The sequence below is a fragment of the Leptospira sanjuanensis genome (assembly GCF_022267375.1).
GTDB classification, from domain to species: Bacteria; Spirochaetota; Leptospiria; order Leptospirales; family Leptospiraceae; genus Leptospira; species Leptospira sanjuanensis.
The window spans coordinates 231,602-252,511 of record NZ_JAIZBH010000002.1 but is presented as its reverse complement, the minus strand read 5'-3'; the positions used below and the strand labels follow the sequence as shown (position 1 = coordinate 252,511).

The 20,910-nt window shown below is 46.5% G+C and carries 14 protein-coding genes and 1 pseudogene; 5 read left to right on the top strand and 10 right to left on the bottom strand.

Features of this window, described 5'->3' with window-relative positions:
• Positions 1-60: 60 nt before the first annotated feature.
• Together LFX17_RS19170 and LFX17_RS19165 are read right to left on the bottom strand one after the other, a co-directional pair.
• Positions 61-1,278, bottom strand: coding sequence for an MFS transporter (locus tag LFX17_RS19170; protein ID WP_238748470.1), 1,218 nt, complete (start codon positions 1,276-1,278; stop codon positions 61-63).
• The gene (locus LFX17_RS19165; protein ID WP_238731797.1) at positions 1,253-1,930 is read right to left on the bottom strand and encodes a biliverdin-producing heme oxygenase; all 678 of its coding nucleotides are present in this window, start codon (positions 1,928-1,930) and stop codon (positions 1,253-1,255) included. Before LFX17_RS19165 ends, LFX17_RS19170 begins: the two co-directional genes overlap by 26 nt.
• Positions 1,931-2,264: 334 nt before the next feature.
• On the opposite strand from LFX17_RS19165, the gene LFX17_RS19160 reads away from it, so the two are divergent.
• Genes LFX17_RS19160 through LFX17_RS19150 form a run of 3 tightly spaced genes read left to right on the top strand, consistent with a single transcriptional unit; the run spans position 2,265 to position 5,483 of the window.
• Entirely contained in the window at positions 2,265-2,666 is a 402-nt protein-coding gene (locus LFX17_RS19160) for a Fur family transcriptional regulator (protein WP_238731796.1), read from the top strand.
• Positions 2,663-4,234 carry a hypothetical protein gene (locus LFX17_RS19155; RefSeq protein WP_238748461.1) on the top strand — a complete coding sequence of 524 codons (1,572 nt, stop codon included), beginning with the start codon at positions 2,663-2,665 and terminating at the stop codon, positions 4,232-4,234. Before LFX17_RS19160 ends, LFX17_RS19155 begins: the two co-directional genes overlap by 4 nt.
• Position 4,235: 1 nt before the next feature.
• Positions 4,236-5,483: an AZOBR_p60025 family cell surface glycopolymer formation protein gene (locus LFX17_RS19150; RefSeq protein WP_238748441.1), complete on the top strand. Its 1,248-nt coding sequence runs from the start codon at positions 4,236-4,238 to the stop codon at positions 5,481-5,483.
• 118 nt (positions 5,484-5,601) lie between these two features.
• Here the strand turns inward: LFX17_RS19150 and LFX17_RS19145 are convergent.
• The 7 genes and pseudogenes from LFX17_RS19145 to LFX17_RS19115 form a co-directional block, all read right to left on the bottom strand.
• Positions 5,602-7,011: pseudogene (locus LFX17_RS19145) on the bottom strand (PDZ domain-containing protein); the annotation flags it as partial.
• A 236-nt stretch (positions 7,012-7,247) separates the two neighbouring features.
• Complete coding sequence (locus LFX17_RS19140) at positions 7,248-8,762, bottom strand: S1C family serine protease (protein WP_238748428.1); 1,515 nt, start codon at positions 8,760-8,762, stop codon at positions 7,248-7,250.
• A 38-nt stretch (positions 8,763-8,800) separates the two neighbouring features.
• Positions 8,801-9,334 (bottom strand): adenine phosphoribosyltransferase, encoded by a 534-nt coding sequence (locus LFX17_RS19135; RefSeq protein WP_238731791.1) that lies wholly within the window; start codon positions 9,332-9,334, stop codon positions 8,801-8,803.
• 138 nt (positions 9,335-9,472) lie between these two features.
• On the bottom strand, positions 9,473-10,360 hold the full coding sequence (htpX, locus tag LFX17_RS19130; RefSeq protein WP_238731790.1) for a protease HtpX: 888 nt from the start codon (positions 10,358-10,360) through the stop codon (positions 9,473-9,475).
• Between the two features lie 488 nt (positions 10,361-10,848).
• Positions 10,849-12,459, bottom strand: a complete 1,611-nt coding sequence (locus tag LFX17_RS19125; RefSeq protein WP_238731789.1) for an NCS2 family permease — start codon at positions 12,457-12,459, stop codon at positions 10,849-10,851.
• Complete coding sequence (locus LFX17_RS19120; protein WP_238731788.1) at positions 12,456-12,932, bottom strand: ClpXP protease specificity-enhancing factor SspB; 477 nt, start codon at positions 12,930-12,932, stop codon at positions 12,456-12,458. Before LFX17_RS19120 ends, LFX17_RS19125 begins: the two co-directional genes overlap by 4 nt.
• The gene (locus tag LFX17_RS19115) at positions 12,925-14,823 is read right to left on the bottom strand and encodes a polysaccharide biosynthesis protein (RefSeq protein ID WP_238748426.1); all 1,899 of its coding nucleotides are present in this window, start codon (positions 14,821-14,823) and stop codon (positions 12,925-12,927) included. Before LFX17_RS19115 ends, LFX17_RS19120 begins: the two co-directional genes overlap by 8 nt.
• A 149-nt stretch (positions 14,824-14,972) precedes the next feature.
• Between LFX17_RS19115 and LFX17_RS19110 the strand changes: the two genes are divergently transcribed.
• Entirely contained in the window at positions 14,973-15,440 is a 468-nt protein-coding gene (locus LFX17_RS19110) for a hypothetical protein (protein ID WP_238748408.1), read from the top strand.
• A 5-nt stretch (positions 15,441-15,445) separates the two neighbouring features.
• On the opposite strand, the gene LFX17_RS19105 is transcribed toward LFX17_RS19110, so the two are convergent.
• On the bottom strand, positions 15,446-17,575 hold the full coding sequence (locus LFX17_RS19105) for a hypothetical protein (RefSeq protein ID WP_238731785.1): 2,130 nt from the start codon (positions 17,573-17,575) through the stop codon (positions 15,446-15,448).
• Between the two features lie 530 nt (positions 17,576-18,105).
• Between LFX17_RS19105 and LFX17_RS19100 the strand changes: the two genes are divergently transcribed.
• Positions 18,106-20,694: a cobyric acid synthase gene (locus tag LFX17_RS19100; protein ID WP_238748759.1), complete on the top strand. Its 2,589-nt coding sequence runs from the start codon at positions 18,106-18,108 to the stop codon at positions 20,692-20,694.
• Positions 20,695-20,910 lie beyond the last annotated feature (216 nt).

Here is a 20,910-nt window from a genome sequence, read left to right as displayed (position 1 = left end):
ATTTTACCATTCGTCGCTTTCGAATCGATGACGCTTAAATAACTTTATAAGATTCTAAAGTTATTTCTTATTTAAGGTTTTGTAAAATGGAACGCTGACAAGAACGATCACGATCTGAGCGAGTCCGAACACAACCGCGGTCAAAGAAGAATTCCAAGCAGGATTCACCGCAGCGGTAATACGATCCAAACCCACGGAAGAAATCGGACCCAAAAAGAAACCGAGAGAACCGAAACCGGTCAAACCCGCCATGACAAGGCCGTTGTTCTCACGCGTACAAAGAGAAGAAGCCAAACGCAACGATGTCGCAAACATTAAACCCGCACCCAATCCGCAGAACAACAATGAAACGCCGATCCACAAAACGGATTGAAACATTCCGGAAAGAGTCAATGAAATTCCGTAGATCAAAGAACCGATCGCGACCGGAAAGTATTTACCGGTTCGTTTGGAAAGACGGATCGCGGGATACGACAACAAGGCCATCGGTAAAAAAACCAAGGACAACATTCTTCCCGTCTCGGAAGGATTGAGGGAAAATTCTTCGCGAAGACGAAGATTGAGAGAACTCATAAAATAACCCGAAGTGAAGCGATCCAGAAACTGAAACGCCAAGGGGAATAAAAGAAGTGGATGGGATAAAAAGACGATACCGGATTCTTTCCAAGAATGTTTTTTGCTTCGATTGAACTTTTCTTCGGGGACAAATTGATAAACGACCAACGCGAGAAAGAGTAAGATCCCCGAACCCATCCGAAACGGAAGAGTGGGATCGTGTTTACCGAGAAAGCCGAGTGAAACACCGACGGCCCCTCCCAAGGAAAGAAGCATACCGGACAAACCCATCAAGGCGCCGTTTCCGAATTTGAGTTTGGATTCGCCGTGCTCCACGTCGGCGACGGAAGCGAGAAGAAGTCCGATCACGAATACGTGCGCGCCTCCTTCCAAAAAACGAAGCAGTAGAAGGGTGGCGAGATTGTCCGCATACGGAAGTAGTCCCAACAACAACGCGTCCAAGCCGCAGAAAAGAACGATGATTTTTCTGCGGGTTCCGAAATAATCCGAAAGAAATCCCGCAACGGGAGAAAAGAAAAAGGACCCGAGCATCGCAATGCTCAGGAACCAGGCGACTTCTCCATTACCCGATTGAAAACGGTCCTTTACGATTTCCTTAAATACGGGAACAATCATCGTTACCGGAAGCATCGCCAGAAAGACTGCCACCGGTAAAAAATAAGGGGATTTTTTTCGATCAGCCTTTTGCAAGAACTGCGTCATACGCTTCCTTACCGATCGCAGAAATCAGATCCTGTTCCAGCTCGGAGAAAATTCCTTGGTTCAAGAGGAATACCTGCTTAGATTCCGTTAGGATCTGCTGCTTTACGTCATCGCTTACAGGAAGCGAATCCAGAGCGGTGCGGTAATTTCCTTTAAACGCGTTCATATCGGTGATCGCCGGAAACTCGTAGAAAGAAATTCCTTTTCCTTCCGGAAGCGCCAACGCTCTTGCAGCGACCTTCTTCAGAATTTGTCCGCCGGAAAGATCCCCTAAGTAACGAACATAAGAATGTGCCGCTAAGAGTTCGGGTTGTGTCGCTGAAATTTTACGGATCTTATCCACGTAAATTTGTGTCGCAGCAGTCGGTTTGTGATCCGCCGCCTTCCAAGATCCGTAAAAAAACTGAAGATCCTCTAAAAGTGCGTTCTTGCGATACAATTCCGGATAACGAATCGATTTGAGTACGACGTTGTCTGCGTGACGTTCGAGTTCTTCTTCCATCGCTTCATAAACGAAGTAAAATGCTTCCAGATGGCGCGCGTAAGTTCCTTTTTCCAAAACCCCTTTCATAAAACAGCGAATGAAGGCGGAACTTTCTGCGGCTTTGTGTTCTTCGGATGTTCCTTCCCGAAGTAGTGTTGCTAAATTCATTACGGTTCTCCTGACAATACTGTGACAATTCTCAGAAGTTGATACTGAGAATCAAACTTATTTTTGAAGAAGAAAGGTTGTTTTACTGAAAAATTTTGTGGGAACTCCTGCGGATTCTCAAATTGAATGCGGAAACTCGGTGGGAACTCCTTCGAATTTCCAAATCGAACCGTAAAATTTTGTGGGAACTCCTGCATTCCCACTGCAACGGAAGAATTCTCCCTTGAAAGAGAGGTTTTGTATGAGTTCCCACAAAGTCCCACTGGGTTATTTGCGATTGACAGGGCAAAGGTCGGCCGCCGAGAATTAAGAGGATCGCAAACTTGTCGTTCCCATGAAAGTAGAAGAGAAAAAAATCGCCCTCAGAAACACGAAACAAAAGGGGGAAATCCTCAAGGTTCTCGAAACCGCTAAAGGTCCGCTTTCGATCAAAGAGATCTACGAACTATCCCGCAAAAATCTGGACAACTTAGGAATCGCGACCGTTTACAGAGCGGTCAATCATTTGATGGAAACCGGAGCGATCAACGAGATCCATTTGCCGGGAGAATCCTCGCGCTTTGAAGCGAGCCATCTTCACCATCATCATCACTTTCACTGCAAACAATGCGATCGAGTGTTCGATATTGAAATCTGTCCGTTTCCTCTGGACAAAAGTCCGAAAGGATTTACCGTGGACACCCATGAGATCATTCTCTATGGAACCTGCTCCGACTGTAATTCCAAGGCAAAATGAATTCCGAATCTAAAGTAAAACTCAAAACAATTTGGATCTCTCTCCTTCTTATCCTGGGATTTATTTTCATCGATAGAATCCTCTTTCCCTTCGCACTCTTTGAATTTCCGAACGAACTCGAATGGGATACCTCTCCGTGGTATAACTTTCTTCACAAACGCAGGAACATCCGCTTCGATCCAAACGAGAAAGGGATTCTTGTGACAGGAAGCAGCGTCGCCTTGTATTCTTCTTATCCGAAACAAATCACGGAAGAACTTCGATCTTCCGGGGCAAAAGACGCCGAAACCTTCAGAGCGGAATTCTATTCCCATCCTGCGTTGTCTCCCACTGACTTTTATTATTACTCGGACGACATCCTGGCGAAAAAACCGGAACTTGTCGTTTACGTTCTAAACCCGGCCGATTTACAATTAGATTATATTCAAAAAACGGAAAGTTCTTCGGCGAGTTTCGACGAACAGGCTCGGATGAAGGATTACAAGATCCGTCATCAGAATCGATTCATTTTTCCCGGAGAATTCCTCGCCGACCACTGGAAAGAATACACGAAGGGAGAATTTTTCGCGCAGTTGACCAAGGCCGCGATTCTCCTCAATCGTTTTAGAAGTTTCTTATACGATCCTTGGACGGAATACATGGAACATCATACGAGAACCATGCGTTCCTATCACTATTACACCGGCGCGATGCCGAAAGAAGGGATTTTTCTAAGAGGCTGGACTCCTCCCCAATTCACGATCGAATGCGAACTCAAAGACGGGAAGTTATCGGAAGAAATTTTCGTTCAAAAACCGGGCATACGAGTTTCCATCGAAGAGATCACTCCGAGCGGAGCGCCGATGAAGTACCCGGCCTTACTCGAAGAGACATACGATAAACCGGGTTGGAAGTCTCTGGATATTGAATTCGAAGACGAGCCGGGTGTAAAAACGAAATTCGCAAACTTACGATTCACCGTATCCCCGACGACCAGTTCGGACGAAGTCGATGCGCGAATTTTCGGAATTCCTGCAACGTATGGAATCCGCCTCACGCAGAATTTCTGCAGAAGGGAAGTCCGTTCCGATATTTCCTACGATCGAATTCACGGATTGGACGATGACAGGGTGGGGAACATGTCCGATGAAGACTATTTCAAAGACTATGAAAGACGTCTTTATTTTAATCCCGAAAACGAAGGCGCTCTCAATCGTCTCAAGAAAATCCAACGAAACAAGGAAATCCTAGGAAATTCCCCGTATTTTATTTGGTCCGAAATTCGGTTCCTGGAAAAGACGATCGAGAAGTTTAAGGCGAAAGGGCAGAAGCTGATCGTAATCAATTCTCCCGAGAATCCGATCGAAAGCAAATATTATAAAAATGGAAAGTGGTATTCCGGTTATCTCGGATTTCTGAATTCCCATAAAAACGAAATCTTCGGTTTTTACGATCTCAAGGACGCGATCCCTGACAAGAAATCGTTTTTGGACCCGCATCACCTGACTTTCAACGCGGCAAAACGCAGTTCTTCCCTTTATCGGCAGGCGATTCAGGATTTTTTAAATTCTTCTCCGGAAAGAAAATGATATGCGGACGGAAAGGACGAATTCCTTTTTCGGCAAAGTTCGTTCTTGGCTTGAAAACCCGTTCGTAATTCTTCCCTTATTTTTCGCGTTATACGCGCTTGCCTCCCTTCTGATCTGGAGAAAATACGATTGGAACCCGAGTTCGCAGATCAACTTCGGAATGCAATTCGCGGTTCAAAACCCGGAAACGACTCCGAAAGGGGCGGTCATATTTTTAGGTCGGCCAGGCGATCTCGGCGCCGGATACGACGGACAAATCTTTTACTATTATTCCAGAATGTTAAGCGAATTCCATTTGGAATGGCCGAAAGGATTCGAGGAAAATATTCGAGCGCCCCGAATCGGATATCCGTTGTTCGTTTCGATCTTCGGATGGTTCGGCCCCTGGGGAACCGTTTTCGGAATGTATTTCCTCAATCTGGCCGCAATTCTTGTCTCTTGGCATTTGCTGCGCGACTTATGCCGAGAAAAATTCGGGATCTATGCAAGCTTCTATTTATTCTCTCCGTTCCTCTTGGGAAGTTATGCGCTCTTAGTCAGCGACGCCGTTCTAACGGGACTTTTGGTGATCACATATTGGTTTTATAAAAAAGAGAAGTGGATGTGGTTCGCTTTTTTCGGCGGTCTTTCGATCGTCACCAAAGAACAGGCATTCTTTCTTTTGTTTCCTTTAGGAATTCAATCCTTGTTCGATCGCAAGTGGAAACATTCGATCGCGATCGCCGCGACCCTGCTTTTACCGTTTTGTTGGGGCGTGTTTTTAAAAATTCAATTTCCGCATTGGTCACCCGCGCGATTCACGGATTTTTTCGCTCCGTTGGACGGCTTTTTCGGTTATTGGAAGGAAATCAACGAACCGAGTATATTCTCTTTTTTGCAAGTTCCGGACTTTGAAACGGGATTGATCCTTTTCGCTAAGAAGTTCTCGAGAGTTCCGATCTTTTTTTTGTTTCTCGCTGGATTGTCCGTACTTGTGACGGGGAGTTGGGAGAAGGCGATCGCACTTAGAATTTCCTTTTTCTTTGTGATCGTTTCGGTTTTCTCCGCGGGTTACGTGCTGTATTGGTCTTCGTACGAAAACGTTTCGAGAATGTTTACGGTTTCGATCGCGTTTTTGATTTTGTGGAAAATCGAAGACGAAACGATTTCGGATAACGCTTATTGGCTCGTAACCGGAAGCATTTTCTTTTTATTTTTGTTTAAGCTCGCCTTTGTTTCCACTCCGCTTCCTTTTGAACTTTGGAAGTGAGAAAGAAATTGGAAATCCGTTCCTTTATATTTGCAATCGACAACCGACCGCGATCATTCGGCCCGACGACCAAAAACCGAATCAAAACGAGTTGCTATTGAATCGGATTCAGCGTCTTTCAATTTCCTGAAAAGCGAATCTTATAACTTTTATAAATTCTTTCGTTGATTTCACCGAGTTTCGTTCGATCCAACGCGATCTGGTTTCCGTCGTCCAACGAAATGACCGCGTAATTCGATTTTCCCTCGCGGATATTCCGCTTCAGATCGGCAACGGACTTCACGTCTTGATCGTCGATCTTCTCCACGATCTTAAAACTGAAATCGTGAAATCCGTCGTTCGATTCGTCGGGCAACACTTGAGAAAGAAGAACGATTCTTCCCTTGTCTCCTTCCTTTTCGTGAAACTTAGAATAGTCGTAAAGATAAAGAAGCTTACGATCCACGCGCGATCTCCAATCCTTTCCCCATTCTTCCAAAAGAGCCTCGGAAAGTTCCAAGAACACGAAACCTCCTTCCACCGCATAATCGTTGGAATTCGGAATGCTCTTATACGGAATTCGAACCGCGGAATACGGGAACGGCTTCAGCTTCATGCTGAGTTGAATTTTCTTTTTATCGCGGAGAACGAGCATCGGAATCTCTTTCCCGAGAGAATAACCGAAAGAATCTCCCGAATGCGCCAAAAAGGAAAGAACTTGTTTCCCATAAAGAGGATGATCGATATATCCTTTTGAATCCACGTTCTTTCCGCCGAATTCGAGAATGACGTCTTCTAGTTTTAAAACTCCGCTCGCGGAAGAACCCGGAATCACGTCCGCGACAAGAATCCCCGAATCCGATTCTTCCATTCCGTAATATTTTTTTACGGCTCCGTCGGTGATCGGTCTAAAACGAAATCCCTTGTAACCGAACACGTCGGTTCCCGGAGTATGGATGAATTTTTGAATGATAAAAGAGGGAATGATTCTTCCTGAATTTTTTCCGGACGTAAAATCATAGAGAAGTCCCGTGACTTTTCCGTTTTCGATCACGACTTCCCCGAATCCGTTCAAACCTTCGTTCGAACTCAAATCCACAACGGGAAGTTCCACTTGTCCGAGAGGCATTTGATCCATGTCCATACTCAAAAGCGCGGCCGCAGTCGCTTGGATGGAACCGGAATTGTCCAACTGATAAACGTTGACCTGTTTCGGAAATACGACCACGGGAGAAAAACCCAAAGGGACCAAATCGTCAAAGAAATTCTGTTTTTCCACACGCAACAAGGCCAGATTCGATTCCGGATCTTGTCTGAATACGATCGCCTTCATCTCGGAATACGAAGAATACTTTTTGACCTCGATGAGAGTCGCGTCCGGCAAAAGAGAATAGGGAATCAGAATACGATTGCCTTCGGTTACGACTCCGACCCCGCGCCTCACTCTCGGATTTTTCTTTTTCCAAGGTTGATGGTATTCCGGTTCCTGATAGGTCACCTTGATCTGCACAATGCTTTTGTAATACGATTCCTGGGTGGATTTCGAGGATTTGGAAGAGGATTCTTTCTTTTCCTCTTTTTGAGATTCCTTTGCGGAACCGTTCGCCGCTCCGTTTTGCGCGGTTACATTTTTGGAATGTTTCGCTTTAGAGTGATTTTTTTTAATAAGAAGCGGAATCGATTCTCCCTTTGGAGAAACTTCCGCAAAGATTGAAAATGAAATCGAAACAAAGCCGAATAGAACGAGGGGAAAAAACAAAGTTCTGAGTTGAGTCATGTTCGTATTTACTCCAGACCGTAAGTCTTACGGATTCTTTCATCCGCTCTTTCGGCTTCTTCCCGATTCAAGATCAAAGGGACCTGAACGTCCAAAAATTTGAGACGCAGATATTTTTCTTTGGATTCTTTCAAGATCCGTTTGAGATCGTTCAATTCTCCGACGGGGGTTCCGTTGACCGATTCCAACACGAGGTTGACGAAGTAATCCGAAGAGGAGTTCACAGGATGCGAAAGTTTACGGTATAAAACGACGTCCGTCTTTTTACTTCGATTGAGGCCGTCTTCGATAAAGTAAAAAAATCTGTATAATAGCTGGCTTCCGCCGGAAGTGTTTCCTCCGCGGCTCCAACTCGTAATGAGATCGCGCGACATTTCTTGAAAGAGAAGTCCGCCGATCATCTCATAATCGTACGACTTGTCGTATTGATTCCGCATAAAATCGAAATCGAGCATACGAAGCGCCGGAAACGAAACGGACATTTCCTTTCCGTCGCGATAGAGTTTAAACGAAATTTTATCCCCCGCGTGTTTGTTATCCACGATCTCGACAAAGTCGACTCGTGCATCCTTGTCCTGCATCACGGTTCCGTTTTTTCCGATCGGATGTCCGTCGATCTCCACGAGAAAATCGCCTTCTTTCAGATGTTTTTCCGCGGAACCGTTCTTTAACACGCGCGTGACGAAAACGCCTTCCAATGAATCCGGAATCTTTTTCGCTTTTCGCAAAGAAATGTTAAACGAATTGAGAGTTCTGACTCCGAGCTCGACGTAACCGTCGTATTTTCCGTCTTCAATATCCGTGAGGAAGTGACGGATGACGTTCGTAGGAATAAGATATCCGATATTCTCCCCTTTGGTCGCGACCTGAAACGCGACTCCCACAACCTTATCGTCCTGAATCGCGGGTCCGCCGGAATTACCCGGATTGATCGCGGCGTCCACTTGCAAAACCAAATGACTGTCCACCGCGGAATGAGAATATACGGATTGATCCTTTCTTGAAACGATCCCGCGCGTAACGGAAACCTTGTTCCCTCCGATCGGATAACCGACCACAATCAAGGGAGAATTGAGTTCGGGAATTTCTCCGAGAGAAAGATCTCTCGAATCCTTGTAGAAGTCGGGACTGTCCGCTTCCAAAACCGCGAGATCGCAGTCGTGAGCGAGATGAAGAATCTTCACGCCGTACCATTCGGTTTGATTGTATCTCTGCACTTGCACGAACTTCGCGTTCGAGACGACGTGCGCGTTGGTAAGAATTCTTTTATTTCCGATTAAAAAACCGGTGCCCGAACTGGCTCGCACCGTATCGGTCGTCCAAGGAGAAAACGGATTGACCGCTTGGGAATAAACGCGGATTTGAACGACTCCTTTGCGGAGTTCGTCGAAAGGAAGCGCATTTTCACCGGCGTAAACGCCGGTTTGAAAGACGAGAAACAAAACGACGGAGAAGGCCCGGAGCGAAACATTCGAATTTCTTCGAAACCAAATCCTAAAAAAACCGAATAGATTAGCCGTCAATGGGCCCTCCCAATAAGAAACTTCTAATTTAGAATTTTCTAATGTCCTTCGAACTCGCAGATCGCGAAAACCGGCACCTTCAATTCTTCCTGAAGTTTTTTACCGCCGCCTAAGTCGGGAAGGTCGATGATGACCCCCGCTTCGTAGACTTCGGCTCCGAGTTTTCTGAGTAATTTGACGGCGGCCATCATGGTTCCGCCGGTTGCGATCAAATCGTCCATCAGAAGAATTTTATCTCCCGGTTCGACCGCGTCTCTGTGAATTTCGATCACATCTTTTCCGTATTCTAAGTCGTATTCTTCCGCTACGGTTTCGGAGGGAAGTTTTCCTTTTTTACGGATGGGGATAAAACCGACTCCGAGCTGAAACGCGAGTGGAGCTCCCGTGAGAAATCCTCTGGCTTCGATTCCTGCAACTTTTGTGATTCCCTTGCCTTGGTAGCGGTTTACGAAAGTTCCGATGGTCAGAGCGAGTCCTTCCGGATCGAGTAAGAGTGATGTAATATCGCGAAACAAGATTCCCGGTTTTGGATAATCGGGGATTGTTCTGATTTTGGATTTAACAATAGACATCTAGGTTTTACGTCCCAGGTTTTTAATTTACGGGTTCTATTCAAAAAACCGGAGACATTTCAAACAATTCTTTTTTGTTCGGAATACGGAAAAGCCCGGCAAAACCGGGCTTTATTTCGTTCGAGGAAGAATCGGTTCTTAATAACCGGAATTCTTCAGCGCGGCGATTCTCGCTTCTAAAGGCGGGTGAGTGGAAAACAAAGCCATCCATTTGCTGTGTCCCGAAATTTTCATCGTGGCAAGAGCTTCTCCGCCTCGTTCGTCTTCGGGTGCGTTGAATGTGCGTCTTAGTTTTTCTAAAGCCGCGATCATATTCTGACGTCCGGCAAGTTTCGCTCCGCCCGCGTCCGCACGGTATTCTCTCGTTCTGGAGAAATACGCGACCACGATCGATCCGAGAATGCTGAACAGAATACTGAGTACAATGTTCGCCACGAGACGTACCGTGTATTGCAGTTCGTCTTTGACCATCGTGCTGAGCGCGTAGCTGATGATTCTCGAAAAGAACATTACGAAAGCGTTAACAACGCCTTGTACCAGTGTCATGGTCACCATGTCCCCGTTCGCTACGTGCGCCAATTCGTGCGCGAGAACTCCTTCTACTTCTGAGCTATCCATCGCTTGCAGTAGTCCGCTGGAAACCGCGACGAGAGAGCTGGACTTGGACGGTCCGGTCGCGAACGCGTTCACTTCCGGAGAATGATAAATTCCCACTTCGGGCATCGGAAGATTTGCGGTCCTTGCAAGTCGTTCCACTTTGGAATACAATTCTCTTTCGGCTCCGGAGGCGGATCTTGGGTCGATGATCTTAACGCCCATCATCATCTTCGCCATAAACTTAGAAAGCAACAGCGATACGAATGCGCCGCCCATTCCCCAGAGGAAACAGAACACGAGCAATGAACTCAGATTGATTCCGTTTGCATCCAGATACGGACCGATTCCCAGTACGCTCGTAACGATCGAAATCGTAACGACCACGAGGATATTGGTCAGTAAAAACAACCCAATTCGTTTAAACCACATTTTGGTTTCTCCTTATCTCGCGATTCATAGAGAGCGAGATTGAATTTCTTAAACTAAAAATAAGCACTTCGTTCGAAATCCTATCGGATTCTATTTGGAAGTTAGACCCAGAACGCGACTCATAGGGAGCGTTCTGTTGAGTTTTTAACGCGACAAAACCACTTTTTTTAAACTCTCCCTAAACTCAGCGAGTCGCTCTCTACGGATCGCAACTCAGGGAGCGTTCTGTTGAGTTTTTAACGCGACAAACTCACTTTTTTTGAAACACTCCCTAAACTCAGCGAGTCGCTCTCTACGGATCGCAACTCAGGGAGCGTTCTGTTGAGTTTTTAACGCGACAAACTCACTTTTTTTAAACTCTCCCTAAACTCAGCGAGTCGCTCTCTACGGATCGCAACTCAGGGAGCGTTCTGTTGAGTTTTTAACGCGACAAACTCACTTTTTTTGAAACTCTCCCTAAACTCAGCGAGTCGCTAACCTCGGTGAATTTAAACCTTTCGCGGTTCTTTACGAAAAAAAGAAGCGATTAGGAATAAAATCCCCAACAACACATACGCGGTTACGAAAGAATTTAAACCGACATCGAATTGATTGAGAATGTCGTTTCCTCGCAACGAGAATCCGTGAATGAAGCCGGTCGCCGCGAGAAAGGCCGCGATCAAACAAGTGATGAGAGCTTTTTTGAAATCCCGATCGATGACGAACACTGCAATCGAAGCCCAGATCATCGAAGAAATCAAAAATCCCTGCGACAGACTCAAAAGTCCTCCGAGAGGATAGGGAAGAAACGGCAACCCTAAAGGAACATCGGACATCCAAAGATGAGCGGTTTCTTTTACGCCCGCGTTCTCCAGAATTCCCGCAATCGATCGGTCCGCGTAGTTGAACGTGGATTGAACGAGAAGAACTCCCCAACCCGCAAGAGCGGGAAGAATTCCGATCACAACCGCAGGGGCGTGTCTGCTCGGAGTCGCTTCAAACGCTTGCGAACCGATCACAATTCCGATCCAAAGTACGATCGCCATTCCGGCTTCGACCGGAATCAAAGCTTGGATGAATGCGAGAAGACCGAAAAGCGCTACGATCGTCATAAACACTCCGTTGAGAGTGGAATAACCCGCTCTAGCGCCTAACGCCTTCCAGCCGGGATGACCGATATAGATCGTAGTCGGGAACGGAGATCCGAAAAAAGATCCGACGACGGTTCCCACTCCGTTCGCCATCAGAGAATCTCTGGTGTTGAAGGAATCTCCCGAGGCTTCTGCGGATTCAATGTTTTGCAGCGAACCGATCACGTTAAAGATCCCCATCGGAATCAAAACGGAAAGATATTCGCGGATATCCGCATGTTGAAACGCGGCAAACAAATCGCTAACGGAAAGAACCGGAAGATAAAGACCGATCTGACTCGTGGAACCTTTGAGCAGCGCCCCGTCCATCATCGGATTTCCCCAAGCGCCTTGCGACCAGGCAAGAATGGTTCCTAAGATTACGGAAACGAGTCCGCCCGGAAGACGGAACGGAAACACGACTCTAGCGAAGTATTGCAGAAGAATCACCCCGAACGGAAGAAACGCGATCAGAGGATTTTGAAAGGTTTTTACCAGAAAATCCATGGAAATAAAGGTGATCGCGATTCCCGCAAGGGAAGAAAGAAGCGCGGCGCGAGGAGTCACCTTGCGGATTTTTTCCGCGACAAAAGAACCGGACATCTCGATCAAACCGGAAAGAAAACTCGCAACGAGTCCGACCTGCCAAGCCAGTTTATAATCGCCGGTTTTCTTATATACGGGAAGTATAATAAAGAACACGAAGGCGAAGAGAGATACGGTGTTGATTCCGTAGGGAAGGGCGGTGACGTCGGTTCGATTCTCCTTTTCGGCGAGACGGTGCGCCTGCCAGGAATAAAAGAGATTCCCGAGCAGAAGAGAAATTGCCGTTCCCGGAAGAATGACCTTATAAACGAAGTCGCCCGGAACACCACATAACGTGGTCAGCAAAAAAGAAAGAACGAGAATCTGAATCAGATTGTCGATCATCAGACCGAAAAAGCCGTCCAAATCCCCCAGTACAAACCATTTTAATTTATTTTGGCTCATTGTTTCGATTTACTCCCAAAATCCACTTGAATCACGTTGGACTTATCATCCTTCGTCTCATCCTCTTTTTTCTCTATTGTAACCGTCTTCTCGCCCGAACGGAAATCTTGCAGGATCTCCGGCTCCGTCGTAAAAACTTTTAAATTCGTCAATGTTGCCTGAGTTTTATCAAAATAGCGTAGGACACAATCCCAGGGAATGAATACTTCTTCCCAGACGTATCCGAATTGAAGTTCCGCGTAGATCCATTCTTCCTGAAGATCCAAACGACGAACGCCGCCTTTTGGTCCGAATACGAGAACGATCCCGGATTCTTTTTCGTCGCCGACTAACCCGCGTTTGCCGATAACCAGTTGGCGATGGGGCACGGCTTGCAGATAGAAGGTTCCGAACTGATCCCAGTAAAGATCGAACAAAGAACGTTTGAACTTTCGGAGCGTAAGGATTTCTTCTTTTAGATTTTGTTTATCCATTCTTTAAATTCTGATCTGCGATTCCCGCGTTAGCCTCGTTCAAATAATCCCCGTGGATTTTGTATTCCGGAACGAGCGCCTTGAAGGCGAGGAAGATATCCTTGTCTTTATTGGTGCGGCCCGCGTTCAGAAGTTCGTTGAAACGCGCTAGGAACGTGGTCGTCTCCTGATTTTCCAGAGGAGCGGCGATCTTGATTTTCGGATGGTGCGTCTTTTTGATCCCTTCTAAATCCAAAAGAAGCTCTTCGAACAGTTTTTCTCCGGGTCTGAGTCCCGTGAATTGGATCGGAATATCCACGTGCGGTCTGAGTCCGCAAAGACGAATCATTTCTTCGGCGAGATTCAAAATTTTGACGGGCTCGCCCATTTCTAAGATAAAAATTTCTCCGCGTTCTCCCATACTTCCGGCCTGCAACACAAGCTGCGTCGCTTCGGGAATCGTCATGAAGTAACGAATTACATCCGGGTGTGTTACCGTGACCGGTCCACCGTTTGCGATCTGTTCTCTAAAACGAGGAATCACCGAACCGTTCGAACCGAGAACGTTCCCGAATCGAACCGTGATGAACTTGGTTCTGGTTTCTCTCGAAACATGTTGTAGATACAATTCGGCGGCGCGTTTGGATGCGCCCATGATGTTGACCGGATTGACGGCCTTATCGGTGGAAATAAGAACGAAACGTTCCACGCCGGAAAGTCTTGAAATGTCCGCGATGTTTTTCGTACCGAGTATGTTGTTCATCACAGCTTCGGTCGGATTGACTTCCATCATGGGAACGTGTTTGTAAGCGGCGGAATGAAATACGACCTGCGGAGAATGTTTTTCAAAGATCGAACTGACTCTAGAAAGATTTTTGATGTCCGCGACGATCGGAACGAGTTCCACATTCTGACCTTGCAGTTTTTTCTTCAGTTCGTATTCGATTTCGTATAACGGCGTTTCGGCGGAATCCAACAGGAGAATTCTCGAAGGCTCGAATACGGCGACTTGTCTGCAAAGTTCGCTTCCGATCGAACCTCCCGCCCCGGTCACGAGAATCGATTTGCCTTTGAGATAAGAACGAATGGATTCGATTTCCAAGTCTACGACCGGACGACCCAAAAGGTCTTCCACCTGAACTTCCCGGAGTTGATTCAGTTTGGGAGAATCAAAAAACAAAGATCCCAAAGAAGGAAGAATCTTGAACTTCACGTCCGTGCTTTCGAAAGAACGGATCAAACGGCTGATCAACTTTCCGTCCGGATTGGTGATCGCAATGATGACTTGTTTTACTCCGAACTGATGAATCATCTGTTCTGCTTGGTCGATCTTTGCGAGAATCGGAACGCCTTGGATATGCGCGCCGATCTTTTGGACGTTGTCGTCCAAGAATCCTACCGGATTGAGTTTTAGTTCGTTGTGCCTACGGATTTCGGAAAGAAGCGTAGCTCCGACTTTTCCCGCACCGAGAATGAGCGTAGGAAGTCCTTCTTCCTTTGCCTTTTTGAGAATGTACTGATCCCGGAACACTCTCCAGGAAAAACTGCGGATACAAAGAAAGCTCAAAAGAAGAAGCGTATCGAGAACCGGAACCATTCTTGAGAGCTGTTCGAATCGGTTGTAGAATAAAAGCGCCGTGGTCGAAATCAGGGAAGAAAGAAGTGTGACCTTGATGATTTCCACGAGGTCGTGAATGGAAGCATAGGCCCAAATCGATCTGTAAATGTCCGAAAGAATAAAAACCGCGGCTCGAACGCTGATGACAATGAGTAAAGAGGTGAGAAATCTTTCCGGTTGAGCGAGAAAAACGAACGATTCGAAACGGATCCAATGCGCCAAAAAGTAGGAGATCCCCATGAATAAAAGATCCAAAGGAAAGATCCACATTCTCCGATTCCAATGACCGAGCATGTAGGAAATAAAATCCGCTTGTTCCCAAAAGTCCAATCTTTTTGAAATGGATGCGGCCGATTTTTGGGCGAATCGAAAAATGTGTTGCAGAAATTCTTTTCTTGCCCCACTCCAATAGGAGAATAAATCGGTTCTAATATCGGGACACCTTGAAAGAAATTATTATCAACCTCCAAGGAGATCTGGACTTTAAGTTAGGAGAAGCGTTGCTTTCCAAATTGGAAGATCTCACGGAAGCTCCTCGCAAAATTCTTTTGGACGCATCGGGACTTCAAACGGCAACGTTAGAGGGAGCTTCCATATTAAACCGACTTCCGGAGCGTTTTCCGCAAACCCGGTTCGCGATCTGCTCCGTTCCCGGCGGAATCGAAATTTCTTCCCAACAAGAAAACGAAATTCCCGTCTTCGGAGATCGGGAATCCGCAAAAGCGCATCTAACCGCGGAAGACGCAGGCGGAGAGGCGTTTACGGAGAATTCCCCCGTCCTGGTAAATTGTCCAAGCTGTTTTCATCTGCTGAAGATACAGGTTTCCGGAAACTACGCCTGCCCGGCCTGCCATTCCAAGTTTTTCGTAACGAAGGATTGGCGCACTTCTCCATTCGAAAGATTATTATAATATTCTTACATGTCCTCGAAAAACTTGATGGTTTCCAGAACTTCGACGGGGACGTTTCCCGCCTGAAAATAAGGATTGTATCTTTTTTTGATTCCGGAAACGAGCCTTCGTTTTCTCGCCTCGAAAGAATCCATGGACTCCTTGAGAATCGGATTTTTCTGCAGCTCGGCCCGAAGCTGCGGAGAAAACGGAACGTAACGATTGAGTATGTCCCTCGAAACGCGGTTGAGTCTGAGTTTGCCCGAGGATTCGAACAGTATCCAATACGAATAATCGCTAGCGAACATATCCTTTAGATTTTTCTTATATTTCACCAGTTGTTGATCGATGCTTTTTTTTGCGTCGGGCGTCAAAGCCGGAGACTTGCGGTAATTCTCCAGATACAAATAATATTCCGAAGTCAGCGAAGGAGGGGAAGAATCCTTCCACTTTCTACCGCGGACGGTCCGTTCGATTTCCCAGCGAAATTCTCCGAGGGTTCTCGTGATCGCAAGAGTCATGTTCTCGTTTAAAATCTGCGGAAACACGAGACGTCCTCTCGACGAAAGTCCCGAAGTGATTTCCTGCCAAAGGACGCCTCTGCTTCCGAATACGGGAAGAATGATACAATCGGGACAGATTTCCTTCATAGCAAGTTCGGGTTTGCCGGGAGTCTGCTCGGGTTCGAAAGAGATTTGTCTGTAAAAAAGATGTTTATCGATTTTATGAACGTGATCCACGACCGCGTTCAGTTTTTCCGGAGTCATTAAGAACGCGTCCGTCTCGCCGTACATCTGATCTTCGGAAAGAATCGGATACGCGAGGTTCGGATTGGCGGATACTCCGATCAGACCGTTGAACAATAAATTGCTTAGTTCCCAATCCAAAAGATGAAGAAGATCTTCGATTCCGCTGTCGCCCGCAAATTCGTCCGTTCCGGTTTTACGCAACATCGTCGCACGCACTTGTTCGTACGATTGAGCCAGGTGATTTCGCGAAGGAATTTTCTTTCCCGAAAGAATGAGTCCGAGCCATTCCGGTAAAAAATATACGGCGATCTTATGATTGGAGGGATTTGCATCCTGAGTATAATCTCGGATCTTCTGTAGAGTTCCGTAGAGCTGGACGATTCTTCCCGCCGAAAGAAGATTCTCGTCCAGATAAAAGAAATATAAAAACAGAAGCACCGCTTTCGGAACCGGACCGATGTCCGATCTGTATCTCGCATAACAAGCGGAGTAAAGTTGAATGAAGGTTTGAATTTCTTCGGGTTTGTGTTCCTTGCGGACAAGACCGGGATGTTCCTTAAAGGCTTGCACCCTGCGTTGAATCTCGGACGTTGCCGAGTTCCCCATCGCCGCGTAGTTCAAAATCTGCGTTAGACTTCCTTGAAATTCCTCCGGAAGCGCGACATCTTCCTGGACGCTGACGCCGCCCATTTGAATTCCACCCCAAGCCCTCGTCTTTTCCGCGTCTTTTTCAGGGGGAGTTTCGACTTGAATTCCCATATCGTTTCCGTTTAAACTGAGAATCTTCGCGTCGAAACGGATCCATTCCTTGTCCTCGCCGGAAAACAATACGTGAATCTTATCGCCGGTCGATACGGGAAACGAATGATACAACTTCTTCGTAAAAACCTTCGTGTGAAGAGATTTCTGAACGGAGTCCGCACCGGGAGGCCCAGAATACAAAAGTCCGGGAAAAGCTTCGTCCCCATCGGTCAAGAATACGACGGGAATCAATTTTCTCGGATGAGGCCCGAGATCGTGAATAAGATGTTGCAACCTTTTGACGATGAGCGCGTCTCTCCAAGCGGGGAGTTCTCCCTGATGTGCGAGAAACGAAGCAAGTTCCGGAAGAAACACTTCCTGAAACCAAGAGTGAGAATCCGAGATCTTTTGAAGAACGGAGACGGACGCATGATCCACAAAGGAGTGGATTTGAATCACGTCTCTTCCGTTCATGTATGTCAGCGGAAGTCTTTTGAGAATTCTAGCGCGCAACGCGGCGCGATGTTTGATCGAATTTCGAAAACGACGTTCTAGATAATATCCCGCAAGCAACAGGAGAGCCACGAAGATAGTTCCGTTGATGACCGGGATCCAGGAAAATTCCGGCCAGACAAGAATGGGGCGGGCTTGCGCTAAAAAAAACATGCGAACTGTATAAGTTTCTTTTTTTCAGGGTCAAGCAGGATTCTTAGAAACGATTTCAGTATAAGAACCTACCGAGCGATCGTAGAGAGCGAGGTTTAAGTTCATTAAACTTGATTTTTCGATCCTATCGAACCCGCGCCGCACCCCGGAGAATTCTGCAAACAAATTCCAAAACTTCGAATCGATCTTATCTTAGATCAAAGAGAAAAGCGTTTCAACTCGAAAAGATTCTTAGATCGATCGAAAAAAATCTTCTTTCCAAAAGAATCGATCCGAATGCCGGTGGAATTACAGTTCATTTGATACCTTTCGTCCTCGGAAGTAAGGCGATCCGTAACTTAAAAAAGTCAATTTATCAGTAACATGCGTTAATGCTTCTCGGAGAATTCTACCCTAATTTACAGGCATCTTTTGGGAACTTGCAATCAAACCGTTGCACAAAGCGAGAACTCGGCCTACTTATGGTCAGCGGGCTTCCGCTTGCAGTTCGAAATCGGAATGGCAGACAAATAGGATAAAAAGCCGATATGGTGGAACATACAAAACACGGCGGGAATCTTTGGGAGTTTGCACGCAGAGCAGGGTGCACGCCCGATCAAATCCTGGACTTTTCCGCAAATATCAATCCGCTCGGGTTTCCGGAATGGTTACGTCCGTTTTTGAACTCGAAGATCAGCGATCTTGTCTCTTATCCCGATCCCGATTACGCGTCTTTAAAGGAAAAAATATATGCAAAGTATGGAATATTTCCCGAGCGGATCGTCTTCGGAAACGGAGCGGAGGAACTTATCCATCAGATTCCATTTGCGGTAAACGCGGATTATGCGATTCTGATTGAACCCTGTTACGGCGGTTATCGGGAAGCGATTCAACTCGCCAATCTTCCCTGCACGGAACTGCGCCTCCTCGAGGAAGATTCGTTCCGTCTTCGAGTCGATGCGATCGAACAGGTTCTACGATCAAATCCGGACCGGAGGGCGTTGATTTTTTTGGGACATCCGAACAATCCCACCGGACTCGCTTTAGATAAAAAAGAAATTCAAACGCTCGTGCGGACATTCTCCGACAGTTTTTTTGTGATCGACGAATCGTTTATCGAATTCGTTTCCGAAGAGGATTCGTTTCAAAACGAACGAACCGAAAATATGATCTTGATCCGGTCTTTGACGAAAATTCTCGCGATTCCGGGACTGCGGATCGGTTTCTGCAACGCTTCGGCAGAAATTTGTTCTCAACTCAAAAAAAGACTCCCCAGTTGGAATGTCAACGCGCTCGCCGCGGCCGTTTACGAAAAAGCGATCGACGATTCGGATTTTTTTAAGACGACAAGGAACAAGGTTTCCGAATGGAAAGGGAACTTCGTTGCGGAGCTCAGTAAATTCGATTTTCTGCATGTATTCCCAAGCGAAACGAATTTTGTTCTGGTAAAAATAAGGAAATACGGAACGGCTGCGACTCTTACAAACTTTCTTCTATCGAAGTATAAGATCGCTATCCGAGATTGCGGTAATTTTACCGGACTCTCGGAATATTTCGTTCGCATTGCGGTCCGAACTCCCGAAGAAAACGAAACGATTTTAAACGCTCTCCACGAGTTATTCCACGGTAAAAAACATCCTCGCAGAATCCCGCGTAAAACTCCGGCCATCATGTTTCAAGGAACGGCGTCTAACGTCGGGAAAAGCGTCATGACCGCAGCATTCTGCCGAATTCTCGTCCAAGAAGGAATCAAAGTCGCTCCGTTTAAATCGCAGAACATGGCCTTAAATTCTTTCGTTACCCGTGAAGGAGGGGAAATCGGACGGGCACAAGCGTTGCAAGCACAGGCCGCAAAAATTCTTCCGGACATTCGGATGAATCCCATTCTTCTCAAACCTTCGAGCGAAAAGGATTCGCAGGTAATCATCAACGGCAAACCGATCGCCGCCATGGATTTCAGAGACTATTCGAAATACAAATCCTTCGCGTTTGAAGAGGTGAAAAAAGCGTACGATTCCCTTTCGTCCGAATATGACGCGATCCTAATAGAAGGCGCCGGCAGCGCATCCGAAGTGAACCTGAAAAAAAACGACATCGTAAACATGAGAATGGCGGAGTATGCAAAGGCCAACGTCTTTCTCATCGGAAACATCGATCACGGAGGAATTTTCGGATCGATCTTAGGAACGATGGAGACTCTCTCCGAATGGGAACGAAAACTCGTGGCCGGTTTTATCATCAACCGATTTCGAGGAATCAAAGAATTGCTCAAAACGGGAACGGAATATCTGGAAGAACACACGGGCAAACGCGTCCTCGGAATCGTTTCTCACCTTCAAAATCTGGAACTCCCCGAAGAAGATTCCCTTGAATTCAAATCAGGAACGTTAGACGACACATCGCCCTTAGGAAATAGAATCGATGTCGCCGTAATCGACACACCGAGGATTTCCAATCATACGGATATCGACGCGCTCCGGATGGAGCCGGACGTACGCGTTCGCATCGTGAAAAGTCGAAAGGATCTGGGAGAACCGGACGTTCTGATTCTTCCCGGAAGCAAAAATGTAGTCACCGATCTGGATCATATACGCAATGTCGGTTTAGCGGAATCGATCCTAACCTTGTCGAAAAACGGAAGGACGGATATCGTTGGCATCTGCGGCGGTTATCAAATGCTCGGAAGAAACGTCTTGGATCCATATCGGATCGAAACGGATCGGGGAAACGCAAAAGGCCTCGGCCTTTTGGATCTGGAAACCGTATTCGAAAAAGATAAATCGCTCAAGCAAGTCAAGGCGATTCATAATCCGAGCGGCTGCGAAGTGGAGGGTTACGAAATCCATCATGGGAGAACGGAGTCGATCGGACAAAACGAAACGATCTTTTTAAACGAAGACAAGGAAGCTCTCGGTCACAGCGATTCTACGGGAAGAATCTGGGGAACATACATTCACGGGGTTTTTGATCGCGACGAATTTCGGAGAAATTATTTGGATCGGATCCGAACCCGCAACGGCAAACAACCCTTGGGTGAAATCCAAGTTTCGTACAATCTTGAAAAATCCCTGGACCGTTTAGCGGGACACGTTCGGCAATCTTTGGACGTGAACTTCGTTTATCAATTGCTGGGTCTTTGACGAGGCCCCGGATCATAGCCGTATCCATCATCGTGAACAGTTTGGAGTAGATTCTTATGTGATGCAACAGGTAACTTCCGATAATGTACATTATGTCGCATTATGAAAGAGCTGGGTTGTGTGTTCCGGCACATCGGTAACACTCTAAACCGGAGACATGGGTTACAACATTATACTCAATACATCCTTCACGAAACGGATTTCTCGAACATCGAA

Excerpts from the sequence above, each read along its gene's own strand:
- LFX17_RS19170 (WP_238748470.1), bottom strand. The coding sequence starts at position 1,278 with ATGACGCAGTTCTTGCAAAAGGCTGATCGAAAAAAATCCCCTTATTTT.
- LFX17_RS19165 (WP_238731797.1), bottom strand. The coding sequence starts at position 1,930 with ATGAATTTAGCAACACTACTTCGGGAAGGAACATCCGAAGAACACAAA.
- LFX17_RS19160 (WP_238731796.1), top strand. The coding sequence starts at position 2,265 with ATGAAAGTAGAAGAGAAAAAAATCGCCCTCAGAAACACGAAACAAAAG.
- LFX17_RS19155 (WP_238748461.1), top strand. The coding sequence starts at position 2,663 with ATGAATTCCGAATCTAAAGTAAAACTCAAAACAATTTGGATCTCTCTC.
- LFX17_RS19150 (WP_238748441.1), top strand. The coding sequence starts at position 4,236 with ATGCGGACGGAAAGGACGAATTCCTTTTTCGGCAAAGTTCGTTCTTGG.
- LFX17_RS19135 (WP_238731791.1), bottom strand. The coding sequence starts at position 9,334 with ATGTCTATTGTTAAATCCAAAATCAGAACAATCCCCGATTATCCAAAA.
- htpX (WP_238731790.1), bottom strand. The coding sequence starts at position 10,360 with ATGTGGTTTAAACGAATTGGGTTGTTTTTACTGACCAATATCCTCGTG.
- LFX17_RS19125 (WP_238731789.1), bottom strand. The coding sequence starts at position 12,459 with ATGAGCCAAAATAAATTAAAATGGTTTGTACTGGGGGATTTGGACGGC.
- LFX17_RS19120 (WP_238731788.1), bottom strand. The coding sequence starts at position 12,932 with ATGGATAAACAAAATCTAAAAGAAGAAATCCTTACGCTCCGAAAGTTC.
- LFX17_RS19115 (WP_238748426.1), bottom strand. The coding sequence starts at position 14,823 with ATGCTCGGTCATTGGAATCGGAGAATGTGGATCTTTCCTTTGGATCTT.
- LFX17_RS19105 (WP_238731785.1), bottom strand. The coding sequence starts at position 17,575 with ATGTTTTTTTTAGCGCAAGCCCGCCCCATTCTTGTCTGGCCGGAATTT.